This is a genomic window from Nocardioides panacis (genome assembly GCF_019039255.1).
Lineage (GTDB): Bacteria > Actinomycetota > Actinomycetes > Propionibacteriales > Nocardioidaceae > Nocardioides_B > Nocardioides_B panacis.
In genome coordinates this window covers 3,207,112-3,226,869 of sequence record NZ_CP077062.1, presented here as the reverse complement: position 1 = coordinate 3,226,869, position 19,758 = coordinate 3,207,112, and the positions used below count along the sequence as shown (strand labels likewise).

Annotated in this window: 25 protein-coding genes; 21 read left to right on the top strand and 4 right to left on the bottom strand. The window is 72.1% G+C overall.

Features of this window, described 5'->3' with window-relative positions; translation table 11 throughout:
- The first annotated feature begins 1 nt into the window (after position 1).
- The 9 genes from map to rplQ all read left to right on the top strand — a co-directional run bounded on the left by map (position 2) and on the right by rplQ (position 5,721).
- Positions 2–823, top strand: a complete 822-nt coding sequence (map, locus tag KRR39_RS15730; protein WP_216938367.1) for a type I methionyl aminopeptidase — start codon at positions 2–4, stop codon at positions 821–823.
- Between the two features lie 52 nt (positions 824–875).
- Positions 876–1,508 (top strand): lipase family protein, encoded by a 633-nt coding sequence (locus tag KRR39_RS15725; protein ID WP_216938365.1) that lies wholly within the window; start codon positions 876–878, stop codon positions 1,506–1,508.
- A 219-nt stretch (positions 1,509–1,727) separates the two neighbouring features.
- On the top strand, positions 1,728–1,949 hold the full coding sequence (gene infA, locus KRR39_RS15720) for a translation initiation factor IF-1 (RefSeq protein WP_011757309.1): 222 nt from the start codon (positions 1,728–1,730) through the stop codon (positions 1,947–1,949).
- 57 nt (positions 1,950–2,006) lie between these two features.
- Positions 2,007–2,120, top strand: a complete 114-nt coding sequence (gene rpmJ, locus KRR39_RS15715) for a 50S ribosomal protein L36 (protein WP_004008316.1) — start codon at positions 2,007–2,009, stop codon at positions 2,118–2,120.
- A gap of 177 nt (positions 2,121–2,297) precedes the next feature.
- On the top strand, positions 2,298–2,672 hold the full coding sequence (rpsM, locus tag KRR39_RS15710; protein ID WP_216938362.1) for a 30S ribosomal protein S13: 375 nt from the start codon (positions 2,298–2,300) through the stop codon (positions 2,670–2,672).
- A 71-nt stretch (positions 2,673–2,743) separates the two neighbouring features.
- On the top strand, positions 2,744–3,151 hold the full coding sequence (gene rpsK, locus KRR39_RS15705; protein WP_216938360.1) for a 30S ribosomal protein S11: 408 nt from the start codon (positions 2,744–2,746) through the stop codon (positions 3,149–3,151).
- Positions 3,152–3,183: 32 nt separating this feature from the next.
- A complete protein-coding gene (gene rpsD / locus KRR39_RS15700; protein WP_216938358.1) occupies positions 3,184–3,792 on the top strand; it encodes a 30S ribosomal protein S4 in 609 nt (202 codons plus the stop codon).
- A 111-nt stretch (positions 3,793–3,903) separates the two neighbouring features.
- On the top strand, positions 3,904–4,917 hold the full coding sequence (locus KRR39_RS15695) for a DNA-directed RNA polymerase subunit alpha (RefSeq protein ID WP_216938349.1): 1,014 nt from the start codon (positions 3,904–3,906) through the stop codon (positions 4,915–4,917).
- Between the two features lie 102 nt (positions 4,918–5,019).
- The gene (rplQ, locus tag KRR39_RS26570; RefSeq protein WP_216938346.1) at positions 5,020–5,721 is read left to right on the top strand and encodes a 50S ribosomal protein L17, sunset domain variant; all 702 of its coding nucleotides are present in this window, start codon (positions 5,020–5,022) and stop codon (positions 5,719–5,721) included.
- Positions 5,722–5,778: 57 nt separating this feature from the next.
- Here the strand turns inward: rplQ and KRR39_RS15685 are convergent, their stop codons facing one another.
- Positions 5,779–6,132: a GntR family transcriptional regulator gene (locus KRR39_RS15685; protein ID WP_216938344.1), complete on the bottom strand. Its 354-nt coding sequence runs from the start codon at positions 6,130–6,132 to the stop codon at positions 5,779–5,781.
- 55 nt (positions 6,133–6,187) lie between these two features.
- Here KRR39_RS15685 and truA point away from each other — a divergent pair, with 55 nt between their 5' ends.
- Together truA and KRR39_RS15675 are read left to right on the top strand one after the other, a co-directional pair.
- On the top strand, positions 6,188–7,042 hold the full coding sequence (truA, locus tag KRR39_RS15680) for a tRNA pseudouridine(38-40) synthase TruA (RefSeq protein WP_216938337.1): 855 nt from the start codon (positions 6,188–6,190) through the stop codon (positions 7,040–7,042).
- Positions 7,035–7,631, top strand: coding sequence for a class I SAM-dependent methyltransferase (locus KRR39_RS15675; RefSeq protein ID WP_216938335.1), 597 nt, complete (start codon positions 7,035–7,037; stop codon positions 7,629–7,631). Before truA ends, KRR39_RS15675 begins: the two co-directional genes overlap by 8 nt.
- Here KRR39_RS15675 and KRR39_RS15670 read toward each other — a convergent pair.
- Positions 7,628–8,596 (bottom strand): ketopantoate reductase family protein, encoded by a 969-nt coding sequence (locus tag KRR39_RS15670; RefSeq protein ID WP_216938333.1) that lies wholly within the window; start codon positions 8,594–8,596, stop codon positions 7,628–7,630. The genes KRR39_RS15675 and KRR39_RS15670 overlap by 4 nt on opposite strands.
- A gap of 66 nt (positions 8,597–8,662) precedes the next feature.
- On the opposite strand from KRR39_RS15670, the gene KRR39_RS15665 reads away from it, so the two are divergent.
- The 4 genes from KRR39_RS15665 (at position 8,663) to ppdK (ending at position 13,259) form a co-directional block, all read left to right on the top strand.
- Positions 8,663–8,872: an RNA polymerase sigma factor sigma-70 region 4 domain-containing protein gene (locus KRR39_RS15665; protein WP_216938332.1), complete on the top strand. Its 210-nt coding sequence runs from the start codon at positions 8,663–8,665 to the stop codon at positions 8,870–8,872.
- Positions 8,873–8,887: 15 nt separating this feature from the next.
- A complete protein-coding gene (locus KRR39_RS15660) occupies positions 8,888–9,436 on the top strand; it encodes a Clp protease N-terminal domain-containing protein (protein WP_216938330.1) in 549 nt (182 codons plus the stop codon).
- A gap of 35 nt (positions 9,437–9,471) precedes the next feature.
- Positions 9,472–10,506 (top strand): L-glyceraldehyde 3-phosphate reductase, encoded by a 1,035-nt coding sequence (mgrA, locus tag KRR39_RS15655; protein WP_216938328.1) that lies wholly within the window; start codon positions 9,472–9,474, stop codon positions 10,504–10,506.
- Between the two features lie 68 nt (positions 10,507–10,574).
- Positions 10,575–13,259, top strand: a complete 2,685-nt coding sequence (ppdK, locus tag KRR39_RS15650; protein ID WP_216938326.1) for a pyruvate, phosphate dikinase — start codon at positions 10,575–10,577, stop codon at positions 13,257–13,259.
- Positions 13,260–13,280: 21 nt separating this feature from the next.
- Here ppdK and KRR39_RS15645 read toward each other — a convergent pair whose 3' ends face one another.
- Positions 13,281–13,853, bottom strand: a complete 573-nt coding sequence (locus tag KRR39_RS15645; protein ID WP_216938324.1) for an NYN domain-containing protein — start codon at positions 13,851–13,853, stop codon at positions 13,281–13,283.
- 90 nt (positions 13,854–13,943) lie between these two features.
- Between KRR39_RS15645 and KRR39_RS15640 the strand changes: the two genes are divergently transcribed.
- The 6 genes from KRR39_RS15640 (at position 13,944) to KRR39_RS15615 (ending at position 19,154) form a co-directional block, all read left to right on the top strand.
- Positions 13,944–15,626, top strand: coding sequence for an ABC-F family ATP-binding cassette domain-containing protein (locus tag KRR39_RS15640; protein ID WP_216938322.1), 1,683 nt, complete (start codon positions 13,944–13,946; stop codon positions 15,624–15,626).
- A gap of 125 nt (positions 15,627–15,751) precedes the next feature.
- Complete coding sequence (locus KRR39_RS15635; RefSeq protein ID WP_216938320.1) at positions 15,752–16,081, top strand: PadR family transcriptional regulator; 330 nt, start codon at positions 15,752–15,754, stop codon at positions 16,079–16,081.
- A gap of 2 nt (positions 16,082–16,083) precedes the next feature.
- Positions 16,084–16,446, top strand: coding sequence for a DUF1048 domain-containing protein (locus KRR39_RS15630; protein ID WP_216942705.1), 363 nt, complete (start codon positions 16,084–16,086; stop codon positions 16,444–16,446).
- A complete protein-coding gene (locus KRR39_RS15625; protein WP_216938318.1) occupies positions 16,443–17,249 on the top strand; it encodes an ABC transporter ATP-binding protein in 807 nt (268 codons plus the stop codon). Before KRR39_RS15630 ends, KRR39_RS15625 begins: the two co-directional genes overlap by 4 nt.
- Positions 17,246–18,007, top strand: a complete 762-nt coding sequence (locus tag KRR39_RS15620) for an ABC transporter permease (RefSeq protein WP_216938316.1) — start codon at positions 17,246–17,248, stop codon at positions 18,005–18,007. The genes KRR39_RS15625 and KRR39_RS15620 overlap by 4 nt, the downstream gene beginning before the upstream one ends.
- A 568-nt stretch (positions 18,008–18,575) precedes the next feature.
- Positions 18,576–19,154 carry a DUF2127 domain-containing protein gene (locus KRR39_RS15615; RefSeq protein WP_302053594.1) on the top strand — a complete coding sequence of 193 codons (579 nt, stop codon included), beginning with the start codon at positions 18,576–18,578 and terminating at the stop codon, positions 19,152–19,154.
- Here KRR39_RS15615 and KRR39_RS15610 read toward each other — a convergent pair.
- Complete coding sequence (locus tag KRR39_RS15610; RefSeq protein WP_216938313.1) at positions 19,124–19,741, bottom strand: HAD family hydrolase; 618 nt, start codon at positions 19,739–19,741, stop codon at positions 19,124–19,126. The two genes, KRR39_RS15615 and KRR39_RS15610, sit on opposite strands and share 31 nt — an antisense overlap.
- Between the last annotated feature and the right edge of the window lie 17 nt (positions 19,742–19,758).

Here is a 19,758-nt window from a genome sequence, read left to right as displayed (position 1 = left end):
CGTGTTCCGCGACCGCGGCGTCGAGATCAAGACGCCTTCCCAGATCGAGACCATGCGAGCCGCAGGTCTGGTGGTGGGGGAGACCCTCGCGCTGCTGCGCGCCTCCGCCCGCGCCGGCATGACCACCGGCGAGCTCGACGCCCTCGCCGCGGAGAACATCCGGGCGGCGGGCGCGAAGCCGTCCTTCCTGGGCTACGGCCACCCGCCGTTCCCGGCGACCATCTGCGTCTCGGTCAACGACGAGATCGTGCACGGCATCCCGGGTGACCGGGTGATCGCCGAGGGCGACATCGTCTCGATCGACTGCGGCGCGATCGTCGACGGCTGGCACGGCGACGCCGCGGTGACCATCGCCGTGGGCGAGGTCCCCGACGAGGCGCTCGAGCTGATGCGGGTCACCGAGGAGTCCATGTGGCGGGGCATCGCCGCGGCCGCGCTCGGCGGGCACGTCGGCGACATCTCGCACGCGGTGCAGAGCTACGTCCGCTCCCAGGGCGACTTCGGGATCGTCGAGGACTACACCGGGCACGGGATCGGGTCGGCGATGCACCAGCCGCCCAACGTGCCCAACGTCGGCCGGCCGGGCCGGGGGACCCGCCTGGTCGAGGGCCTCGCGCTGGCCGTGGAGCCGATGATCGTGGCCGGCGAACCCTGGAGCCGCACGCTCGAGGACGACTGGACCGTCGCGACCGAGGACGGCTCGCTCTCGGCGCACTTCGAGAACACCTTCACGCTGACCGGGAGCGGTGCCTGGGTGCTGACCGCGCTGGACGGCGGGAAGGCCAAGCTGGCCGAGCTCGGGGTTCCCTACGGCGGCCACTGACCCGCCGACGACCCGGCTGGTCCTGCTCCCGAGCCCGCTGCTCGGGCCCGCGGTGTGGGAGCCGGTGGCCGAGCGGCTGCGCGCCGACGGGCGCCCGGTGACGGTGCCCGACCTGCCCGACCCGGTGGCGTCACCCGCCGACGTGGTGGCCGGGCTGCTCGACCGGCTGCCCGCGGGCGAGCCGCTGGTGCTCGTCCCGCACAGCAACGCCGGGCTGTACGTCGCCGCCCTCGCCTCCGCGCGCCGCGTGCAGGCGGTCGTCTTCGTCGACGCCGGGCTGCCGTCGTCCGCGCCGGGCACCCCCGCCGCGCCGCCGGCGCTGCGGGAGCACCTGGCGACGCTGGCCGGCGCGGACGGGCTGCTGCCGCCCTGGACCGGCTGGTGGCCCGCCGCCGGCCTCGACGAGCTGTTCCCGGACGCCGGCTCGCGCGCCGCGGTCGAGGGGGAGCAGCGCCGGCTGCCGCTGTCCTACTTCGCGGCCGAGGTGCCCAGCCCGGCCGGCTGGGAGCGGCTGCCGGCGGCGTACCTCGGGTTCGGGGACACCTACGCCGAGGAGCGGGCCGAGGCCGTCGCGCGGGGCTGGCCGACCCGCACGCTGCCCGGTGGGCACCTGCACCAGCTCGTCGACCCGGCCGGTGTGGCGGCGGCGGTGCTGCGGCTGCTCGGGGAGGCCCGCCGCGATTAGGGGTTGTGAAGCTCTTCCCGTAGACTGGTGCGTCGGCCCAACGTGGGCTCGTTTCGTGGCGCCCTGCGGCTGCCCGGCACCCGGTGAGAACCAGTTCGCGGTGTGCGTGGGTCAGGGTGCGGCGGCGGTTCCACGAGGTCCACTCGTACGACGTACGAGGCGGTTCCCGGGTCCACGGTAGACCAGTCAGACTTTTCTAGACATGAGATTGCGGAGGACATGCCGAAGAAAGAAGGCGTGATCGAGATCGAGGGCACGGTTGTGGAGGCTCTCCCGAACGCAATGTTCCGGGTGGAGCTCAGCAACGGTCACAAGGTCCTCGCCCACATCAGCGGCAAGATGCGTCAGCACTACATCCGGATCCTCCCCGAGGACAGGGTCGTCGTCGAGCTCTCGCCGTACGACCTGACCCGCGGGCGGATCGTCTACCGGTACAAGTAAGCACGTTCCTCACCGGCCTGCCGGGGAGGAGCTCCAGCCGATTCCGAAAGGCCTCTGATGAAGGTCAACCCGAGCGTCAAGCCGATCTGTGACAAGTGCAAGGTGATCCGTCGCCACGGCCGCGTCATGGTGATCTGCGAGAACCCTCGCCACAAGCAGCGCCAGGGCTGATCCAGCCCTGGTGTGACAGCAGAACAACTGAACATCTCCACGTGATCGCTTAGCTCGTCGCCCCCCGGGGGACGCAGCGAACCACCCCCGGTCTGGAGGCCGGGGCCTGACCCGAGGCGGGCCAGGACGCGACACGTCACAGACACCTCCAGCAGAACCGAAGGGAAACGCCACCACATGGCACGCCTCGTTGGTGTGGATCTCCCGCGTGACAAGCGCATCGAGATCGCACTCACCTACATCTACGGCATCGGCCGTACCACCTCCCAGAAGCTCCTGGCCGTCACCGGGGTCGACCCGAACGCCCGGGTCCACACGCTGGGTGACGACGAGCTGGTGAAGCTCCGCGACGCCATCGAAGCCGACTACAAGATCGAGGGTGACCTCCGGCGTGAGGTCCAGGCGGACATCCGCCGCAAGATCGAGATCGGCAGCTACCAGGGACGACGGCACCGTCAGGGCCTGCCCGTCCGTGGTCAGCGCACCAAGACCAACGCTCGCACCCGCAAGGGCCCGAAGCGCACCGTCGCCGGCAAGAAGAAGGCGAAGTGACCCTGCGTCTCGACGCAGCCACCCGCTGACTTCCGCAGTTCGCTTTCACCAGACTTCAGGAGAACAGACATATGCCTCCCAAGGGCCGTACGGCTTCCGGCGCCAAGAAGGTGCGCCGCAAGGAGAAGAAGAACATCGCTCAGGGCGAAGCCCACATCAAGAGCACGTTCAACAACACCATCGTGACGATCACCGACCCCACGGGTGCGGTGATCGCGTGGGCCTCGTCCGGCACGGTCGGGTTCAAGGGTTCGCGCAAGTCCACCCCGTTCGCCGCGCAGATGGCAGCCGAGGCTGCTGGTCGTCGGGCGATGGAGCACGGCATGAAGAAGATCGACGTCTTCGTGAAGGGCCCGGGTTCGGGCCGCGAGACGGCGATCCGTTCGCTGGGTGCGATCGGCCTCGAGGTCGGCACCATCCAGGACGTCACGCCCACGCCCCACAACGGATGCCGGCCGCCCAAGCGCCGCCGCGTCTGACCCCGACCAGCAAGATCCAGGAGGCTTAAGAAATGGCCCGTTACACCGGCCCCATGACCAAGAAGTCGCGCCGCCTCGGCGTCGACCTGGTCGGCGGCGACGCCGCGTTCGAGCGTCGTCCCTACCCGCCCGGCCAGCACGGTCGCGCGCGCATCAAGGAGAGCGAGTACCGCTCGCAGCTGCAGGAGAAGCAGAAGGCCCGCTTCACCTACGGCGTCCTCGAGAAGCAGTTCCACAACTACTACACCGAGGCCAGCCGGCGCGCCGGCAAGACCGGTGACAACCTTCTGCAGCTGCTGGAGTGCCGTCTCGACAACGTGGTCTACCGCGCCGGGTTCGCCCGCACGCGTCGCCACGCGCGTCAGCTCGTCAACCACGGCCACTTCAAGGTGAACGGCAAGAAGGTCGACATCCCGTCGTACCAGATCGCCGCGCACGACGTCATCGACGTCAAGGAGAAGTCCCTCGAGACGACCCCGTTCATCGTGGCTCGCGAGACCCACGGCGAGCGGATCGTCCCGGCGTGGATGGAGGCCCTGCCCGGCCGGATGCGCGTGCTGATCCACTCGCTCCCGGTCCGTCAGCAGATCGACATCCCGGTCCAGGAGCAGCTCATCGTCGAGTACTACTCGAAGAAGTAGCACCACCCGGTGGGGGCTCCGGCCCGCCGCGGCCCCCACCACCACCCTCCCTTTCCACAATCGGTGTTCGAGTCCGTCAAATAGCGGGTGGGCTCGGAAAGGAAACCAGAAGTGCTTATCGCTCAGCGTCCGACCCTGTCGGAAGAGTCCGTCGACGAGTTCCGCTCGCGGTTCGTGATCGAGCCCCTCGAGCCCGGTTTCGGCTACACGCTCGGCAACTCCCTCCGCCGTACCCTGCTCTCCTCGATCCCCGGTGCCTCGGTCACCAGCATCAAGGTCGACGGGGTGCTCCACGAGTTCTCCACCATCGAGGGCGTCAAGGAGGACCTGACCGAGGTCATCTTGAACCTCAAGGACCTCGTCGTCTCCTCCGAGCACGACGAGCCCGTGACCATGTACCTGCGCAAGCAGGGCCCCGGTGACGTGACCGCCGCCGACATCGCGCCCCCGGCCGGTGTCGAGGTGCACAACCCCGAGGTCAAGATCGCCACCCTGAACGACAAGGGCAAGCTCGAGATGGAGCTGGTCGTCGAGCGCGGCCGCGGCTACGTCTCGTCGGTCCAGAACAAGGGCGGCGACAACGAGATCGGCCGCATGCCGGTCGACTCGATCTACAGCCCCGTGCTGAAGGTGACCTACAAGGTCGAGGCCACCCGTGTCGAGCAGCGCACCGACTTCGACAAGCTGGTGCTGGACGTCGAGACCAAGCCGTCGATCCGTCCCCGCGACGCGATCGCCTCGGCCGGCAAGACGCTCGTCGAGCTGTTCGGCCTGGCCCGCGAGCTCAACGTCGAGGCCGAGGGCATCGACATCGGCCCGTCGCCCGTCGACGAGCAGCTCGCCGCGGACCTCGCCCTGCCGGTCGAGGACCTGCAGCTCACGGTCCGTTCCTACAACTGCCTCAAGCGCGAGGGCATCCACACCGTGGGTGAGCTCATCTCGCGCTCGGAGCAGGACCTGCTCGACATCCGCAACTTCGGCGCCAAGTCCATCGACGAGGTCAAGGCGAAGCTGCACGAGATGGGTCTCTCGCTCAAGGACAGCGCGCCGGGCTTCGACCCGCAGGCTGCCCTCGCGGCGTACGACGACGACGACGACTCGTTCGTCGAGGACGAGCAGTACTGAGTCTCGACCGGCTCGACCACCCACGAGCCTCGACCAGCTCCACCACGACGTAGTCACATCTATCCGGGTACCTGACACGGCCCGGGAGAATCGAGAAGAAGAATGCCTACCCCCAAGAAGGGCGCCCGCCTCGGCGGCAGCTCGGCCCACCAGAAGCTGATCATCGCGAACCTCGCGACCAGCCTCTTCGAGCACGGTCGGATCACCACGACCGAGGCCAAGGCCCGGGTCCTGCGTCCGCACGCGGAGAAGCTGATCACCAAGGCCAAGAAGGGCGACCTGCACAACCGTCGCCAGGTGGCCGCGGTCATCCGCGACAAGGGCATCGTGCACGCCCTGTTCGAGGAGATCGGCCCCCGTTACGCGGACCGCCCCGGTGGCTACACCCGCATCACCAAGATCGGTCCGCGCAAGGGCGACAACGCCCCGATGGCGGTCATCGAGCTGGTGACCGAGGAGTACTCCCCGACCACCCGTGCCACGCAGTCCCGCACCACGACCGCCGCCCCGGCCGCCGAGACCCCGGCTGCGGCCGAGGCCGAGGAGACCGTGGTCGAGGTCGAGGGCGCCGACATCGAGGCCTTCGAGGAGACCGAGGGCGGTGTGGCGGGTCCCTACGAGGGCTCGCACGTCCCGCTCGAGGACGAGTCGCAGGCTCCGGAGGGCTTCCCGATCAAGGGCAACGAGGACTCCAAGAAGTACCACGAGCCCGACGGCCAGTGGTTCGAGCAGACCGTCGCCGAGGTGTGGTTCGCCACCGCCGAGGCGGCCGAGGCGGCCGGCTTCACCAAGGCCGGTTCCTGACGCGTCACGCCTGCAACGGCCCGTCGCCCCTCCGGGGGCGGCGGGCCGTTCTGCTGCTCAGCGGGCCCAGGCCTGCTCGACGAGCCGGACCGCCTCGGGCAGCGTGAGGCCGGCCCGCCGGGCGCCGGCCACGAAGGCGTCCGCGAGACCGTCGTCGAGCCGGGCGGAGAGCGCGTCCGAGCGCACGAACGTGCCGCGCCGCCCCTCGGTGACCACCACCCCGTCGGCCTCCAGCTCGCGGTAGGCGCGGGCCACGGTGTTCGCGGCCACCCCGAGCTGCTCGGCGAGCGCGCGGACCGTGGGCAGCTTCGTGCCCGCCGGCAGCCCGCCGCCGGCCGCGCCGGCGGCGATCTGCGTGCGCAGCTGCTCGTACGGCGGCGTGCTCGAGGTCGCGTCGATGCGGAACGTCATGCGCCGACCCTAGGGCGGATGTGCACCCACGGCGCCCGGTTGGGAGGATGTCGCCGTGCGGCTCCGACTCGACCTTGCCTACGACGGCACCGACTTCCACGGCTGGGCCGTCCAGCCGGGCCTGCGCACCGTGCAGGGGCTCCTCGAGGAGGCCCTGGCCCGGGTGCTGCGCCTGGACGGTGTCGCGGTCACCTGCGCCGGGCGCACCGACACCGGGGTGCACGCCCGGGGGCAGGTGGTGCACGTCGACGTCGACGCCGACGCGGTGCTGCGAGCCGCGGGTCGCAGCGCGGAGACCCCGTCACGGGCGCTGCTGCGCCGGCTCAACGGCGTGCTGCCCCCCGACGTACGCGTGCGGTCGGTGGTCGAGGCGCCGGACGGCTTCGACGCGCGGTTCTCCGCGGTCTGGCGGCGCTACGCCTACCGGATCGCCGACCGCCCCAGCCTGGTCGACCCGCTGGTGCGTCGCAACGTGCTGGCCTGGTCGCGCCCGCTGGACCTGGAGGCGATGAACCGCGCCGCCGAGGCGCTGGTCGGCGAGCACGACTTCGCGGCGTTCTGCCGGCGCCGCGAGGGCGCCACCACCATCCGCACGCTCCTCGACCTGTCCTGGGAGCGGGACCCGGCGGGTCTCGCCGTCGCCCGGGTGCGCGCCGACGCGTTCTGCCACACCATGGTCCGCTCGCTGGTCGGGGTGATGCTCCCGGTGGGCGAGGGGCGCCGGCCGGCGTCGTGGGCCGCGGACGTGCTGGCCGCCCGGGTGCGGGACCCGGGTGTCACCGTGGCGCAGCCGCACGGGCTGACGCTGGAGGAGGTCGCCTACCCGGACGCCGACGGGCTGGCTGCCCGCGCCCGGGAGTCGCGCCGACGCCGGGTGCTGGCCGGCGGCGTGGAGGAGCCCCGTGGATGACCACTACTTCTCCGCCGACCCCACGGTCGCGTTCAAGCGGGTGCCGCTGCAGGCCGAGGTGTGGGGGCACGAGCTCGCGCTGACCTCGGGGTCGGGCGTCTTCGCCGTCGGCCGCCTCGACGTCGGGACGGCGGTGCTGTTCCGGGAGACCGAGCCGCCGACGGCCCGGACCTACCTCGACCTCGGGTGCGGCTACGGGATGATCGGGCTGGCCCTCGCGGTCGCGGTCCCCGGCGCCGTCGTGCGCGCGGTGGACGTCAACGAGCGGGCGGTGCTGCTGGCGGCCGAGAACGCCGCGGCGCTGGGGGTGGCCGACCGGCTCACCGCGGCGACGCCCGCCGACGTGCCCGCCGACGAGACCTACGACGAGATCTGGTCCAACCCGCCGATCCGGATCGGCAAGGAGGCGCTGCACGCGCTGCTGCTGACCTGGCTGCCGCGGCTCGCGCCCGGCGGCCGCGCGGTCCTGGTGGTCGGCAAGAACCTCGGCGCCGACTCGCTGCAGCGCTGGCTCGGGGAGCAGGGCTGGCCCACCGCGCGGCTCTCGAGCGCCAAGGGCTTCCGGGTCCTGGAGGTGCGCCGGGCCTAGCCGAGCCGGGCGAGCAGGTCCGCGGCCGGGACCGAGCCGGGCACGCCGCCCGTGGCGGCCAGCCGCCGGGCGGTGGCCTGGAGCAGCGCGTTGGCCGGGGTGGGCACGCCGTGCAGCCGACCGAGCCGGACCACCTCGCCGTTGAGGTAGTCGGTCTCGATGCTCCCCGTGCCGCGCCGCAGGCTCTGCCAGGACGACCCGCCGGCGCGCTCGCGACCGGCGACCGGGGCGACCCGGAGGAGGTCGCCGCGGCGCTCGCGGTCCTGCGCGACGCCGACCACGGGGATCCCGGCCGCAGCCAGGGCGGCCTCGCCCTCGGCCACCGCCCGCCCGGCCAGGTCGTCGGCGGCCGGGCCGGGGGCGCAGCAGGCCTGGACCGCGTTGCCGAGGTTCATCATCAGCTTGCGGTGCTTCCAGGCCATCACGTCCGGTCGGGGCTCCGAGACGAACCCGGCGTCCCGGAAGGCTGCAGCCACGGCCCGGCTGGTGGCGTCCGTGCCGCCCGGGTAGCGACCGACGTCGAGGATGCCCGGGACCGGCGCCGAGTGCTGCTCGACGACCCCGGGCTCGAGGTGGCCGGTCGGCATCATCACGCAGACGCCCTGGACGTCGGCGAAGAACCGCAGCAGCCACGGCTCGTTGGCCACGCCGTTCTGCAGCGACACCACCGGGGTGGAGGCGGGCAGCACCGAGGTCAGGTCCTCGACGGCGGCCTGCGTCTGGTGGCTCTTGACCGCCAGCAGCACGGTGACCGGTCCGTCCGCGCCGAGGGCCTCGCGCGCGTCCCCGGCGGCGGGTACGTCGATCGAGCGGGTGCCCTCGGGGGACGCCAGGGTCAGCCCGTCGCGGCGCAGTGCGTCGAGGTGCGGGCCGCGCGCCACCAGCACCACGTCGCGGCCGGCCTCGTGCAGCAGTCCGCCGAGCACCCCGCCGACCGCCCCGGCGCCGTACACCATCCATCGCATGGCGCCAGCCTGCCAGTCGTCAACCAACGTTGACAGGACCCGTGACGTCAACGTAGGTTGACAGCCATGACCGGCACCGACGACCTCGCCACCGCCGCCGCGGACGCCGACCCCCGCACCGGCCTGCGGGCGGTGCGGGCGCTGGGACGGCTGCTCGAGCACCTGGAGGAGACCCAGGTGCGCCGGGCCCGCTCGCTGGGCTGGTCGTGGCAGGAGATCGCCGACGTGCTCGGTGTGAGCCGCCAGGCCGTGCACAAGAAGCACGGCCGGCGCTGAGAGAAGGGGACGGACATGTTCGAGAGGTTCACCCGGCCCGCGCGCCAGGTGGTGGAGCAGGCGGCGCTCGTCGCGCGGGACGCCACCGCCGCCGAGACGCGCCCCGAGCACCTGCTCGCCGCGCTGCTGGCCGACGAGCAGTGCCTCGCGACGCGGGTCCTGGCCGGGCTGGGCGCCGCGCCGGCCGACCTGCGCGCCGAGCTCGACCGGCTGCGGATGCAGTACGTCGACGGGCTGGACGCCGACGACGCCGCCGCGCTGCAGGCGATCGGCATCGACCTGGACGAGGTCGTGCGGCGGATCGACCGCAACCTCGGCGGCGCGCTGCCGGCCAGCCGGCCGCCGCGGTTCGGGCGCGGGTCCAAGAAGGCGCTGGAGCTCGCGCTGCGCGAGGCGATCGCCCTGCGGCACAACTACATCGGCACCGAGCACCTGCTGCTCGGCCTGGTCCGCGGCGGGGACCGGGTCGTCCTGGACACGCTCGGCGCCTTCGGCATCGAGCGGGCGGGGCTGCGCGATGCGGTCGTCGCCGCGGTCCGGCAGGCGGGCGAGCAGACCGGCTGACCCCGCGGCCGGCGGCCGGGTGGTTCGATGGGCGGATGAGCGACTACCAGCCGGCCGACGACCGCTACGACACGATGGACTACCGCTACACCGGACGGAGCGGCCTCAAGCTGCCCGCGCTGTCCCTCGGCCTCTGGCAGAACTTCGGCACCGACCGGCCCGAGGAGACCCAGCGGGCGATCCTGCGCCGTGCGTTCGACCGGGGCGTCACGCACTTCGACCTGGCCAACAACTACGGCCCGCCCTACGGCCGCGCGGAGGAGAACTTCGGCCGGTTCCTGGCCACCGACTTCGCCGGGCTGCGCGACGAGCTGGTGATCTCCACGAAGGCCGGATACGACATGTGGCCGGGGCCCTACGGCCAGGGCGGCGGCTCCCGGAAGTACGTCCTGTCCTCCCTCGACCAGTCGCTGAAGCGGATCGGGGTGGAGTACGTCGACATCTTCTACAGCCACCGCTTCGACGCCGAGACGCCCGTCGAGGAGACCATGCAGGCGCTGGACACGGCGGTCCGCTCCGGCCGCGCGCTGTACGCCGGCATCTCCTCCTACTCCGCAGCCAGGACGAAGGAGGCCGCGTCGATCGCCCGCGAGCTGGGCACGCCGCTGCTGATCCACCAGCCGTCGTACTCCATGCTCAACCGCTGGATCGAGAAGGGCCTGCTCGACGAGCTCGAGGAGCAGGGCATGGGTTGCATCGTGTTCACCGCGCTGGCCCAGGGGCTGCTGACCGACCGCTACCTCGACGGGGTCCCGTCGGACTCCCGTGCCGCCCGCGAGGGCAGCACGATCGGTGACCGGCACCTCGACGAGGCCACCCTCAAGCACGTCCGACGGCTCAACGAGATCGCCGTGGGGCGCGGCCAGAAGCTCGCCCAGCTGGCGCTGCAGTGGGCGCTGCGGGACCGCCGGGTCACCTCCGCGGTCATCGGGGCCTCCTCGGTCGAGCAGCTCGACACCAACCTCGACGCGCTCGACGGTCCGCCGCTCACCGACGCCGAGCTGGCCGCGATCGACCAGGACGCGGTCGAGGCCGGGGTGAACCTCTGGGCGGGCGTGACCCAGGACTGAGCCCCGGCCCGGGAGCCCGGGCCGCTCGCCCCTGTTCGGGAGGCCGTGGGTGAGGTAGAGAGGGGTCCATGACGAAGTACGTGTACGACTTCTCCGAGGGTGGCAAGGACCAGAAGGACCTGCTCGGCGGCAAGGGGGCGAACCTCGCCGAGATGACGAACCTGGGTCTGCCGGTCCCGCCGGGCTTCACGATCAGCACCGACGCGTGCCGGGCCTACCTCGAGCGCGGCGACGAGCCCGAGGAGCTGGCCGCCGAGGTCGGCGAGCACCTCGCGGCACTGGAGAAGGCGATGGGCCGACGGCTCGGCCAGCCGGACGGCCCGCTCCTGGTCTCGGTGCGCTCCGGCGCGAAGTTCTCGATGCCCGGGATGATGGAGACGGTCCTCAACGTCGGCCTGAACGACGAGTCGGTCGCCGGTCTCGCGGCGATGACCGGCGGCGACGAGCGGTTCGCGTTCGACTCCTACCGGCGGCTGCTGCAGATGTTCGGCAGCACCGTGCTCGGCATCGAGCCGAGCGTCTTCGCCGAGCAGCTCGACCGGCTCAAGGAGGAGCGCGGGACGACCAGCGACCTGGACCTCGACGTGGACGACCTACGGGCCCTGGTCGCGACGTACAAGCGGCTGATCGAGGAGCACACCGGCAGCCCGTTCCCGCAGGACCCGCGCGAGCAGATGGACCTGGCGGTGCGGGCGGTCTTCGACTCCTGGAACACCGAGCGGGCGGTGCTCTACCGCCGCCAGGAGCGGATCCCCGGCGACCTGGGCACGGCGGTCAACATCTGCTCGATGGTGTTCGGCAACGGCGGCATGGACTCCGGCACCGGCGTGGCGTTCACCCGGGACCCGGCCTCGGGCGCGCAGGGCGTCTACGGCGACTACCTGCAGAACGCGCAGGGCGAGGACGTGGTGGCCGGCATCCGCAACACCGTCCCGCTCGCCGACCTCGCGGGCATCGACCAGGCGTCGTACGACGAGCTGCTCGGCATCATGGAGACGCTGGAGCAGCACTACCAGGACCTGTGCGACATCGAGTTCACCATCGAGCGCGGCAAGCTGTGGATGCTGCAGACCCGGGTCGGCAAGCGCACCGCGGAGGCGGCCTTCCGGATCGCCTGCCAGCTCGTCGACCAGGGCCTCATCGACATGGACGAGGCGGTGCGGCGGGTCACCGGCGCCCAGCTCGCGCAGCTGATGTTCCCGCGCTTCGACGGGGACGCCGAGCGCACCCTGATCGCGCAGGGCATGAACGCCTCGCCCGGTGCGGCGGTCGGCCGGGCGGTGTTCGACTCCGACACCGCCGTGGAGTGGGCCGGCCGGGGCGAGCAGGTCATCCTGGTGCGCCGCGAGACCAACCCCGACGACCTGCGGGGCATGGTCGCGGCCCGCGGCATCCTGACCAGCCGGGGCGGCAAGACCTCGCACGCGGCGGTCGTCGCGCGGGGCATGGGACGGACCTGCGTGTGCGGCGCGGACTCGCTGACCATCGACGTCCGGGGCCGGTCGATGCGCACCCGTGACGGCGTCGAGATCACCGAGGGCGACCCGATCTCCATCGACGGCACGACCGGCGAGGTGTTCTCCGGCGAGGTGCCGGTCGTCGACTCGCTCGTGGTCCGGCACTTCGAGGGCGACCAGGACGCGGCCGGTGACGAGCTGGTCGCCGCGGTCGCGCGGATCATGGAGCACGCCGACCGGACCCGCCGGCTGGCGGTGCGGGCGAACGCCGACACCCCCGACGACGCGCTGCGGGCCCGGAGGTTCGGCGCCCAGGGGATCGGGCTGTGCCGCACCGAGCACATGTTCCTCGGCGACCGGAAGGCGCTGGTGGAGAACCTGATCCTGGCCGAGAGCACCGACGAGCAGGAGAAGGCGCTCGCCGAGCTGCTGCCGATGCAGCGCGACGACTTCCTCGGGATCCTGGAGGCCATGGACGGCCTGCCCGTGACGGTCCGGCTGATCGACCCGCCGCTGCACGAGTTCCTCCCCGACTACACCGACCTGTCGGTCCAGGTGGCGCTGCACGACGAGCGCGGCCACCGGGACACCAAGGAGCACACCCTGCTCGAGGCGGTGAAGCGGCTGCACGAGGAGAACCCGATGCTCGGGCTGCGCGGGGTCCGGCTCGGCATCGTGATCCCGGGACTGTTCGCCATGCAGTCGCGGGCGATCCTCGAGGCCGCGGCGCTGCGGATCAAGGCCGGCGGCGACCCGCACCCGGAGATCATGATCCCGCTGGTGGCGTCCGTCCAGGAGCTCGAGCTGGTGCGTGCGGACATCGAGCAGGTGGCGGGCGAGATCGAGGAGTCGACCGGCGTGCGCCCGTCGTTCTCGGTGGGCACGATGATCGAGCTGCCGCGGGCGGTGATGGCCGCCGGCGAGATCGCCGGCGCCGCGGAGTTCTTCTCGTTCGGCACCAACGACCTCACCCAGATGACCTGGGGCTTCTCGCGCGACGACGTGGAGGCGTCGTTCTTCGGCACCTACCTCGAGAAGGGCGTCTTCGGGGTCTCGCCGTTCGAGTCGCTCGACGTCGAGGGCGTCGGTGAGCTGGTGCGGCAGGCCGTCGAGCGCGGCCGGGCGGCCCGCCCCGACCTGCACCTGGGGGTCTGCGGCGAGCACGGCGGCGACCCGGCCTCGATCCACTTCTTCGACGAGGTCGGGCTGGACTACGTGTCCTGCTCGCCGTTCCGGGTGCCGGTCGCCCGGCTGGAGGCCGGCCGCTCCGGCACCGGGCTGTCGGACTCCGCCTGAGGCACGCCCCCCGGGGACGGGCTAGAGGAACTCGAGCGGGTCGAACTCGTCGATCGGGATGATCCGGACGCGCGGCAGCCGGGCGGTGAACGCCTCGACGTCGTACTCCAGGTCGATGCACTCCAGGCCGCGCGGGACCAGCCCGTTGAACTCGTGGTTGCGGAACTCGGTGAACCCGACGACGCCCACCCGGCGGCTGCCGTCCAGCAGGCCCTCGACGCCCTCCAGGAAGTCGCCGTCGCCGCTGACCAGCAGCACGTCGTCGTCCCGGTCGGCCAGGGCGGCCAGCGTGCGCTGGATCGCGATGTCCACGACCTTCTCGCTGGGCGCGCCGGCCAGCGGGACCGGCCGGTAGCCCATCGACAGCAGCGCCTGCACGAACGACATCGGCAGCTCGTTGTTGGCGGCGAGGAAGAACAGCCCGACCGGCTCCTGGCCCCAGCGGTCGCGGGCGAACTGCAGCAGCCGGTCCCAGCGGGGCCGCTCCTCCGGGCGCGGCCGGCGGCCCAGGATGGACGTGCCGAGCGTCGCGTCGATGTTCTCGCCGTCGACCAGGAGGTACGTCGTCCTGGTGCGGTCCTCGCGGCTGTCCATGCCCGGACTCTACGGGGAGGACCGCGCCCGGGTCCCGCGCGCGGCTAATCGGTTCGCGCCCGGGGCACGACGCGGGGGAGACTGGCCCGCGTGGGACACGTGGACATCGCCGGAGTGCGCTTCGAGCTGCCGGACGGGCGGGTGCTGCTCGACGACGTCTCGTTCCGGGTCGGGGAGGGCGCCAAGGTCGCGCTGGTCGGCGCCAACGGGGCTGGGAAGACGACGCTGCTGCGGATCATCACCGGCGACCTGGTGCCGCACGCGGGTGCGGTGACCCGCACCGGCGGCCTCGGCGTGATGCGGCAGATGGTCACCCACGGCAACGAGGGCAGCACCGTCCACGACCTGCTGCTGTCGGTCTCCCCGCAGCGGGTCCGGGAGGCCGCCGCCCACGTCGAGGCCTGCGAGCTGGCGCTGATGGACACCGACGACGAGAAGACCCAGATGCGCTACGCCGAGGCGCTCTCGGAGTGGGCGGACGCGGGTGGCTACGACATCGAGGTGGTCTGGGACGTCTGCACCACGGCCGGTCTCGGCGTGCCCTACGAGCGGGCGAAGTACCGCGACCTCGCGACGCTGTCCGGCGGCGAGCAGAAGCGCCTGGTCCTGGAGTTCCTGCTCCGCGGCCCCGACGAGGTGCTGCTCCTCGACGAGCCGGACAACTTCCTCGACGTGCCCGGCAAGACCTGGCTCGAGGCGCGGATCAACGAGTCCCAGAAGACGATCCTCTACGTCAGCCACGACCGCGAGCTGATGGACAACACCGCCACCCGGGTGGTGACCGTCGAGCTCGGCGCCGCCGGCAACACCGTGTGGACGCACCCGGGCGGGTTCTCCAGCTACCACGAGGCGCGCCGCGACCGGTTCGCCCGCCTGGAGGAGATGCGCCGCCGCTGGGACGAGGAGCACGCCAAGCTCAAGGCCCTCGTGCTGCGCTACAAGATCAAGGCGGAGTACAACGACGGGCTCGCCTCGCAGTACAAGGCCGCCCAGACCCGGCTGCGCAAGTTCGAGGAGGCCGGCCCGCCGCAGGCGATCCCGCGCGAGCAGTCGGTCAAGATGCGCCTCAAGGGCGGCCGCACCGGCAAGCGCGCGGTGGTCTGCGAGGGCCTCGAGCTGACCGGGCTGATGAAGCCGTTCGACCTCGAGGTCTGGTACGGCGAGCGGGTGGCCGTGCTGGGCTCCAACGGGTCGGGCAAGTCGCACTTCCTGCGGCTGCTGGCGGCCGGCGGCACCGACCCGGACGTCGAGCACCGGCCGGTGAGCGAGGTCCCGGTCGTCCCGGTCGAGCACACCGGCAAGGCCCGCCTGGGCGCCCGGGTCCGGCCGGGCTGGTTCGTGCAGACCCACGAGCACCCGGAGCTGGTCGGCCGGACGCTGCTGGAGATCCTGCACCGCGGCGACGCGCACCGCGACGGCATGCCGCGGGAGCCGGCCGCCCGGGCGCTGGACCGCTACGAGCTCGCGCACGCCTCTGAGCAGAAGTTCGAGTCGCTCTCGGGCGGCCAGCAGGCGCGCTTCCAGATCCTGCTGCTCGAGCTGTCCGGCGCCACGCTGCTGCTGCTCGACGAGCCCACCGACAACCTGGACGTGGAGTCCGCCGAGGCGCTCGAGGAGGGCCTGGAGGCCTTCGACGGCACGGTCCTGGCGGTGACGCACGACCGCTGGTTCGCGCGCGGCTTCGACCGCTACCTCGTGTACGGCGCCGACGGCTCGGTCTACGAGTCCGACGGACCGGTCTGGGACGAGGGACGGGTCGAGCGGGTCCGCTGAGGCCGCCGCAGCCCCCGCGGGAGGCCCCGGCCGCCTGCGTCACGCACCCCTTGCGCACTCGCTATTCAGCGTTACTATGTACCGGTAGTCACTGACACTGAGTAGTGGGACGCAGGAGGTGCTCCATGGGCAAGCTGGTCACGGAGATGCTCAAGGGGACGCTGGAGGGCATCGTCCTCGCGGTCCTCGCCGGTCGGCCCGCCTACGGCTACGAGATCACCGCCTGGCTGCGGGAGAAGGGCTTCTCCGACATCGCCGAGGGCACCGTCTACGCGCTGCTCATCAGGATCGAGCAGCGCGGACTCGTGGACGTGGAGAAGGTCCCCTCGGAGAAGGGGCCGCCGCGCAAGGTCTACTCGCTCAACGCGCAGGGACAGGACTACCTCGAAGAGTTCTGGAGGACCTGGAGCTTCCTCGCAGAACGGCTCGAACAGCTCCGCGAAGGAGGCAGGTGACCATGTTCCCCACCAGGATGATCGCCGAGAAACGGCGGTACCGGCAGTACAAGGCCCGCACGAGGCGGCTGCCCGCGAGCTACCGCACGGCGGTCGACGGGCTGGAGCGGTACCTCATGGTGTTCGGGCCGAGCGACGGTGACAGCCTGTCCTCGATGCTCGAGGACCTGGCCGACCTCTTCGAGCAGAGCGCGGCGAGCGGCACCCCGGTCCGCGCGATCGTCGGGGAGGACCCGGTGGAGTTCGCCGCGGCGTTCCTCCGGAACTACCCGGAGGGCTGGACCGGCAAGGAACGGGAGCGGCTGACCAGTGCCGTCGAGCGCGCCGTCCGGGAGGACACCGGCGACGCGGAGGCGTCCCGATGACGACCCGGCCGGGGGAGGCGATCCGCGTGCGCGGCCTCGAGAAGTCCTTCGGCGACCTGCACGTGCTGCGCGGCACGGACTTCGCGGTGGCGCGGGGAAGCATCTTCGCCCTGCTCGGCTCCAACGGCGCCGGCAAGACCACGGTGGTGAGGATCCTGTCCACGCTGCTCCGACCCGACGCGGGGTCGGCGACCGTGGAGGGCTTCGACGTCGTCGCGCGAGCCGCGGACGTGCGGGAGTCCATCAGCCTCACCGGGCAGTTCGCGGCGGTGGACGACGTCCTCACCGGGCGCGAGAACCTGGTGCTGGTGGCCCGGCTGCGGCACCTGGACGACGTCGGCCGGGTCGCGGACGCGCTGCTGGCCCGCTTCGGCCTCACCGACGCGGCTCGGCGACGGGTGGCGACGTACTCCGGAGGGATGCGGCGCCGCCTGGACATCGCGATGAGCCTGGTCGGCGACCCGCCGGTGATCTTCCTGGACGAACCGACCACCGGCCTCGACCCGCAGTCCCGCCTCGAGGTGTGGAACAGCGTCCGGGAGCTGGCCCGGCAGGGCACGACGGTGCTGCTCACCACGCAGTACCTCGACGAGGCCGAGCAGCTCGCCGACCGGATCGCGATCCTCCACGAGGGACGGATCATCGCGAACGGCACCCTCGCCGACCTGAGGCGGCTGCTGCCGCCCGCCGAGGTCGAGCACGTCGAGAAGCAGCCGACCCTCGAGGACGTCTTCCTCGCGGTCGTCGGCACCGGCACCGCGGTCGCCGCGGCCGGCCGCACGAGAGTCGAGGAGCCACGATGACCACCCACGCCCTCGGCGACACCGTCGTCCTGCTCGGCCGGTCCGTGCGGCACGTCACGCGCAGCCTGGACACCGTCCTCACCGTCGCGATCATGCCGATCGCGTTGATGCTGCTGTTCGTCTACGTGTTCGGCGGCGCGATCCACACCCGGTCGGGCCGGTACGTCGACTACCTGCTGCCCGGGATCCTGCTCATCACGATCGCGACGGGCATCTCCTACACCGCCTTCCGGCTCTTCACCGACCTGCAGAGCGGCATCGTCGAGCGGTTCCAGTCGCTGCCGATCGCCCGCTCGAGCGTGCTGTGGGCGCACGTGCTGACCTCGGTGGTCTCGAACCTGGTCTCGCTCGCGGTCGTGGTGCTCGTCGCTCTCCTGATCGGGTTCCGCTCCCCGGCGGGGGTGCTGGCCTGGCTCGCCGTCACGGGGATCCTCGTGCTGTTCACGCTGGCGGTGACCTGGGTCGCGGTGATCGCCGGGCTGTCCGCCACGACCGTGGACGGCGCGGGCGCCTTCTCCTACCCGATCGTCTTCCTGCCGTTCATCAGCTCGGCCTTCGTGCCCACCGACACCATGCCCGGCCCGGTGCGTGCGTTCGCCGAGCACCAGCCGGTGACGTCCCTGGTCGACACGATCCGCGACCTCTTGGCGCAGCAGCCGGTCAGCGCCGACATCTGGGTCGCGCTGGCCTGGTGCCTGGGCCTCCTGGTCGTCGCCTACGCCGTCGCGACGGCGGGCTACCGCCGCACGGTCGCCTGAGGTCGGCGCGCCGCGGTGCCGGTCTCAGAGCCCGACGGGACGGCTGCGCTGCGCGGGGATCCGCGGTGGGGTGGTGGTCTCGACGGCGCCGTCGGCCTCGCGCCGGACGGCGGCGCCGAGCACCAGGCGCGCGGCCCGCAGGCGGCGGCGCCGTCGGGTGGCGTGCCGCTGCGGGGGAGACGGAGAGCTGGACCCAGGTGGCGAGCGGGTGAGGTGTCATGCCCGGGAGGAGCCCCCGGGCGGGCGTCCTGATACCTGCGTCCGCCGTCCCGGGCGGGACCCCGGTCGTAGGCTGCGAGCGTGCAGCGACCGCTGAGGAACTTCGACTGGGAGCTGCGATCCTGCGGCTGGCACGGCCACGCGACCTACCGACCGACCGAGGCGGGCCTCGCCGACCGGCTCAGCGTCGCCACCGCGACCGGTCCCGCGTGGCGCTGCCTGCGCTGCGGCGCCTTCGTGGTGGGGGAGGCCCGCGGCCACGGCCCGGCCGACCAGGCGCCGGTGGTGCTGCGCGGGAAGGCGCTGCGCGACGCGGCGATCCTGCGGGTGCTGGCCGTCGAGCGGGGGGATCCGCGGCGTCCTGCTGGTGCTGCTCGCCTACGGCGTCTACGCCTTCAACGGCTCCCGGAACTCCCTGCGCCAGGTCTTCGACGAGTACCTCCCGCTGCTCCGCCCGGTCACCGACCGGCTCGGGATCGACCTGGAGTCCGCCGGTCCGGTGCGGCTGATCGAGAAGGCGCTGAACGCCCAGCACTCCACCCTGCTGATGGTGGCCGCCGGCGTCCTGGCGTACGGGGTCCTGGAGCTCGTCGAGGCGGTCGGGCTCTGGATGATGAAGCGCTGGGGCGAGTACGTCGCGGTCGTCGGCACGTCGGTGTTCATCCCGCTCGAGGTCTACGAGCTCGCCGAGCAGGTCACCTGGCTGCGGGCCGTCGCGTTCGTGCTCAACGTCTTCGCGGTGGTCTACCTGCTCTGGACCAAGCGGCTGTTCGGGATCCGCGGGGGCAGGGAGGCCTTCGAGGCCGAGCGGGAGGGCCTCTCGCTGCTCGAGGTCGAGCGGGCCGCGGCGGGCGCGGAGCGGGAGCGGCTGCGTCGCCGCCCGGGCCGGAGCGCCCCTCAGACGGGCAGCCCGCGGCGCCGCAGCTGAGGCCGGAGCTCGACCTCCCCGGTGAACCGGATCGCGTCCATCCCGGCCGCGGCGGCGGCGGCCACGTTGGCCGCCGAGTCGTCGACGAACACGCAGGTCCCCAGCGGTCGGCCGATCCGCTCGCGCAGCCGCTCGAAGATGGCCGGGTCCGGCTTGGCGAGACCCTCCGCCCCGGACACCACGATGTCGGCGAAAAGGCCGAGGAAGTCGTGCCGGGCGAGCGCCTGCGGGAACAGCTCGTCGGACCAGTTGGTCAGCGCGAAGACGGGGACGCCGGCCGCGTGCAGGTCGCGCAGCACCGCGACGTTGGCCTCGATCGGGTCGGCGATGCTGAGTGCGAAGTGGTCGCCGTAGGCCGCGACGTGCGGCGACCAGTGCGGGTGGCTGTCCCGGACCTGCGCGGACGCGTCGGCCCACCGTGCTCCCGCGTCCATCAGGTGGTTCCAGGCCAGGAAGTCGAAGTCCTCGGCCGCCAGGAACCGGCGGGCCTCCTCGGCGCCGACGCCGGCGGCGACGGCCGGGTGCGGGTCCCACCGGATCAGCACGTTGCCCAGGTCGAACACGACGGCCAGGTCGTCGTACGCCATCTCCACCGCTGTCTTCC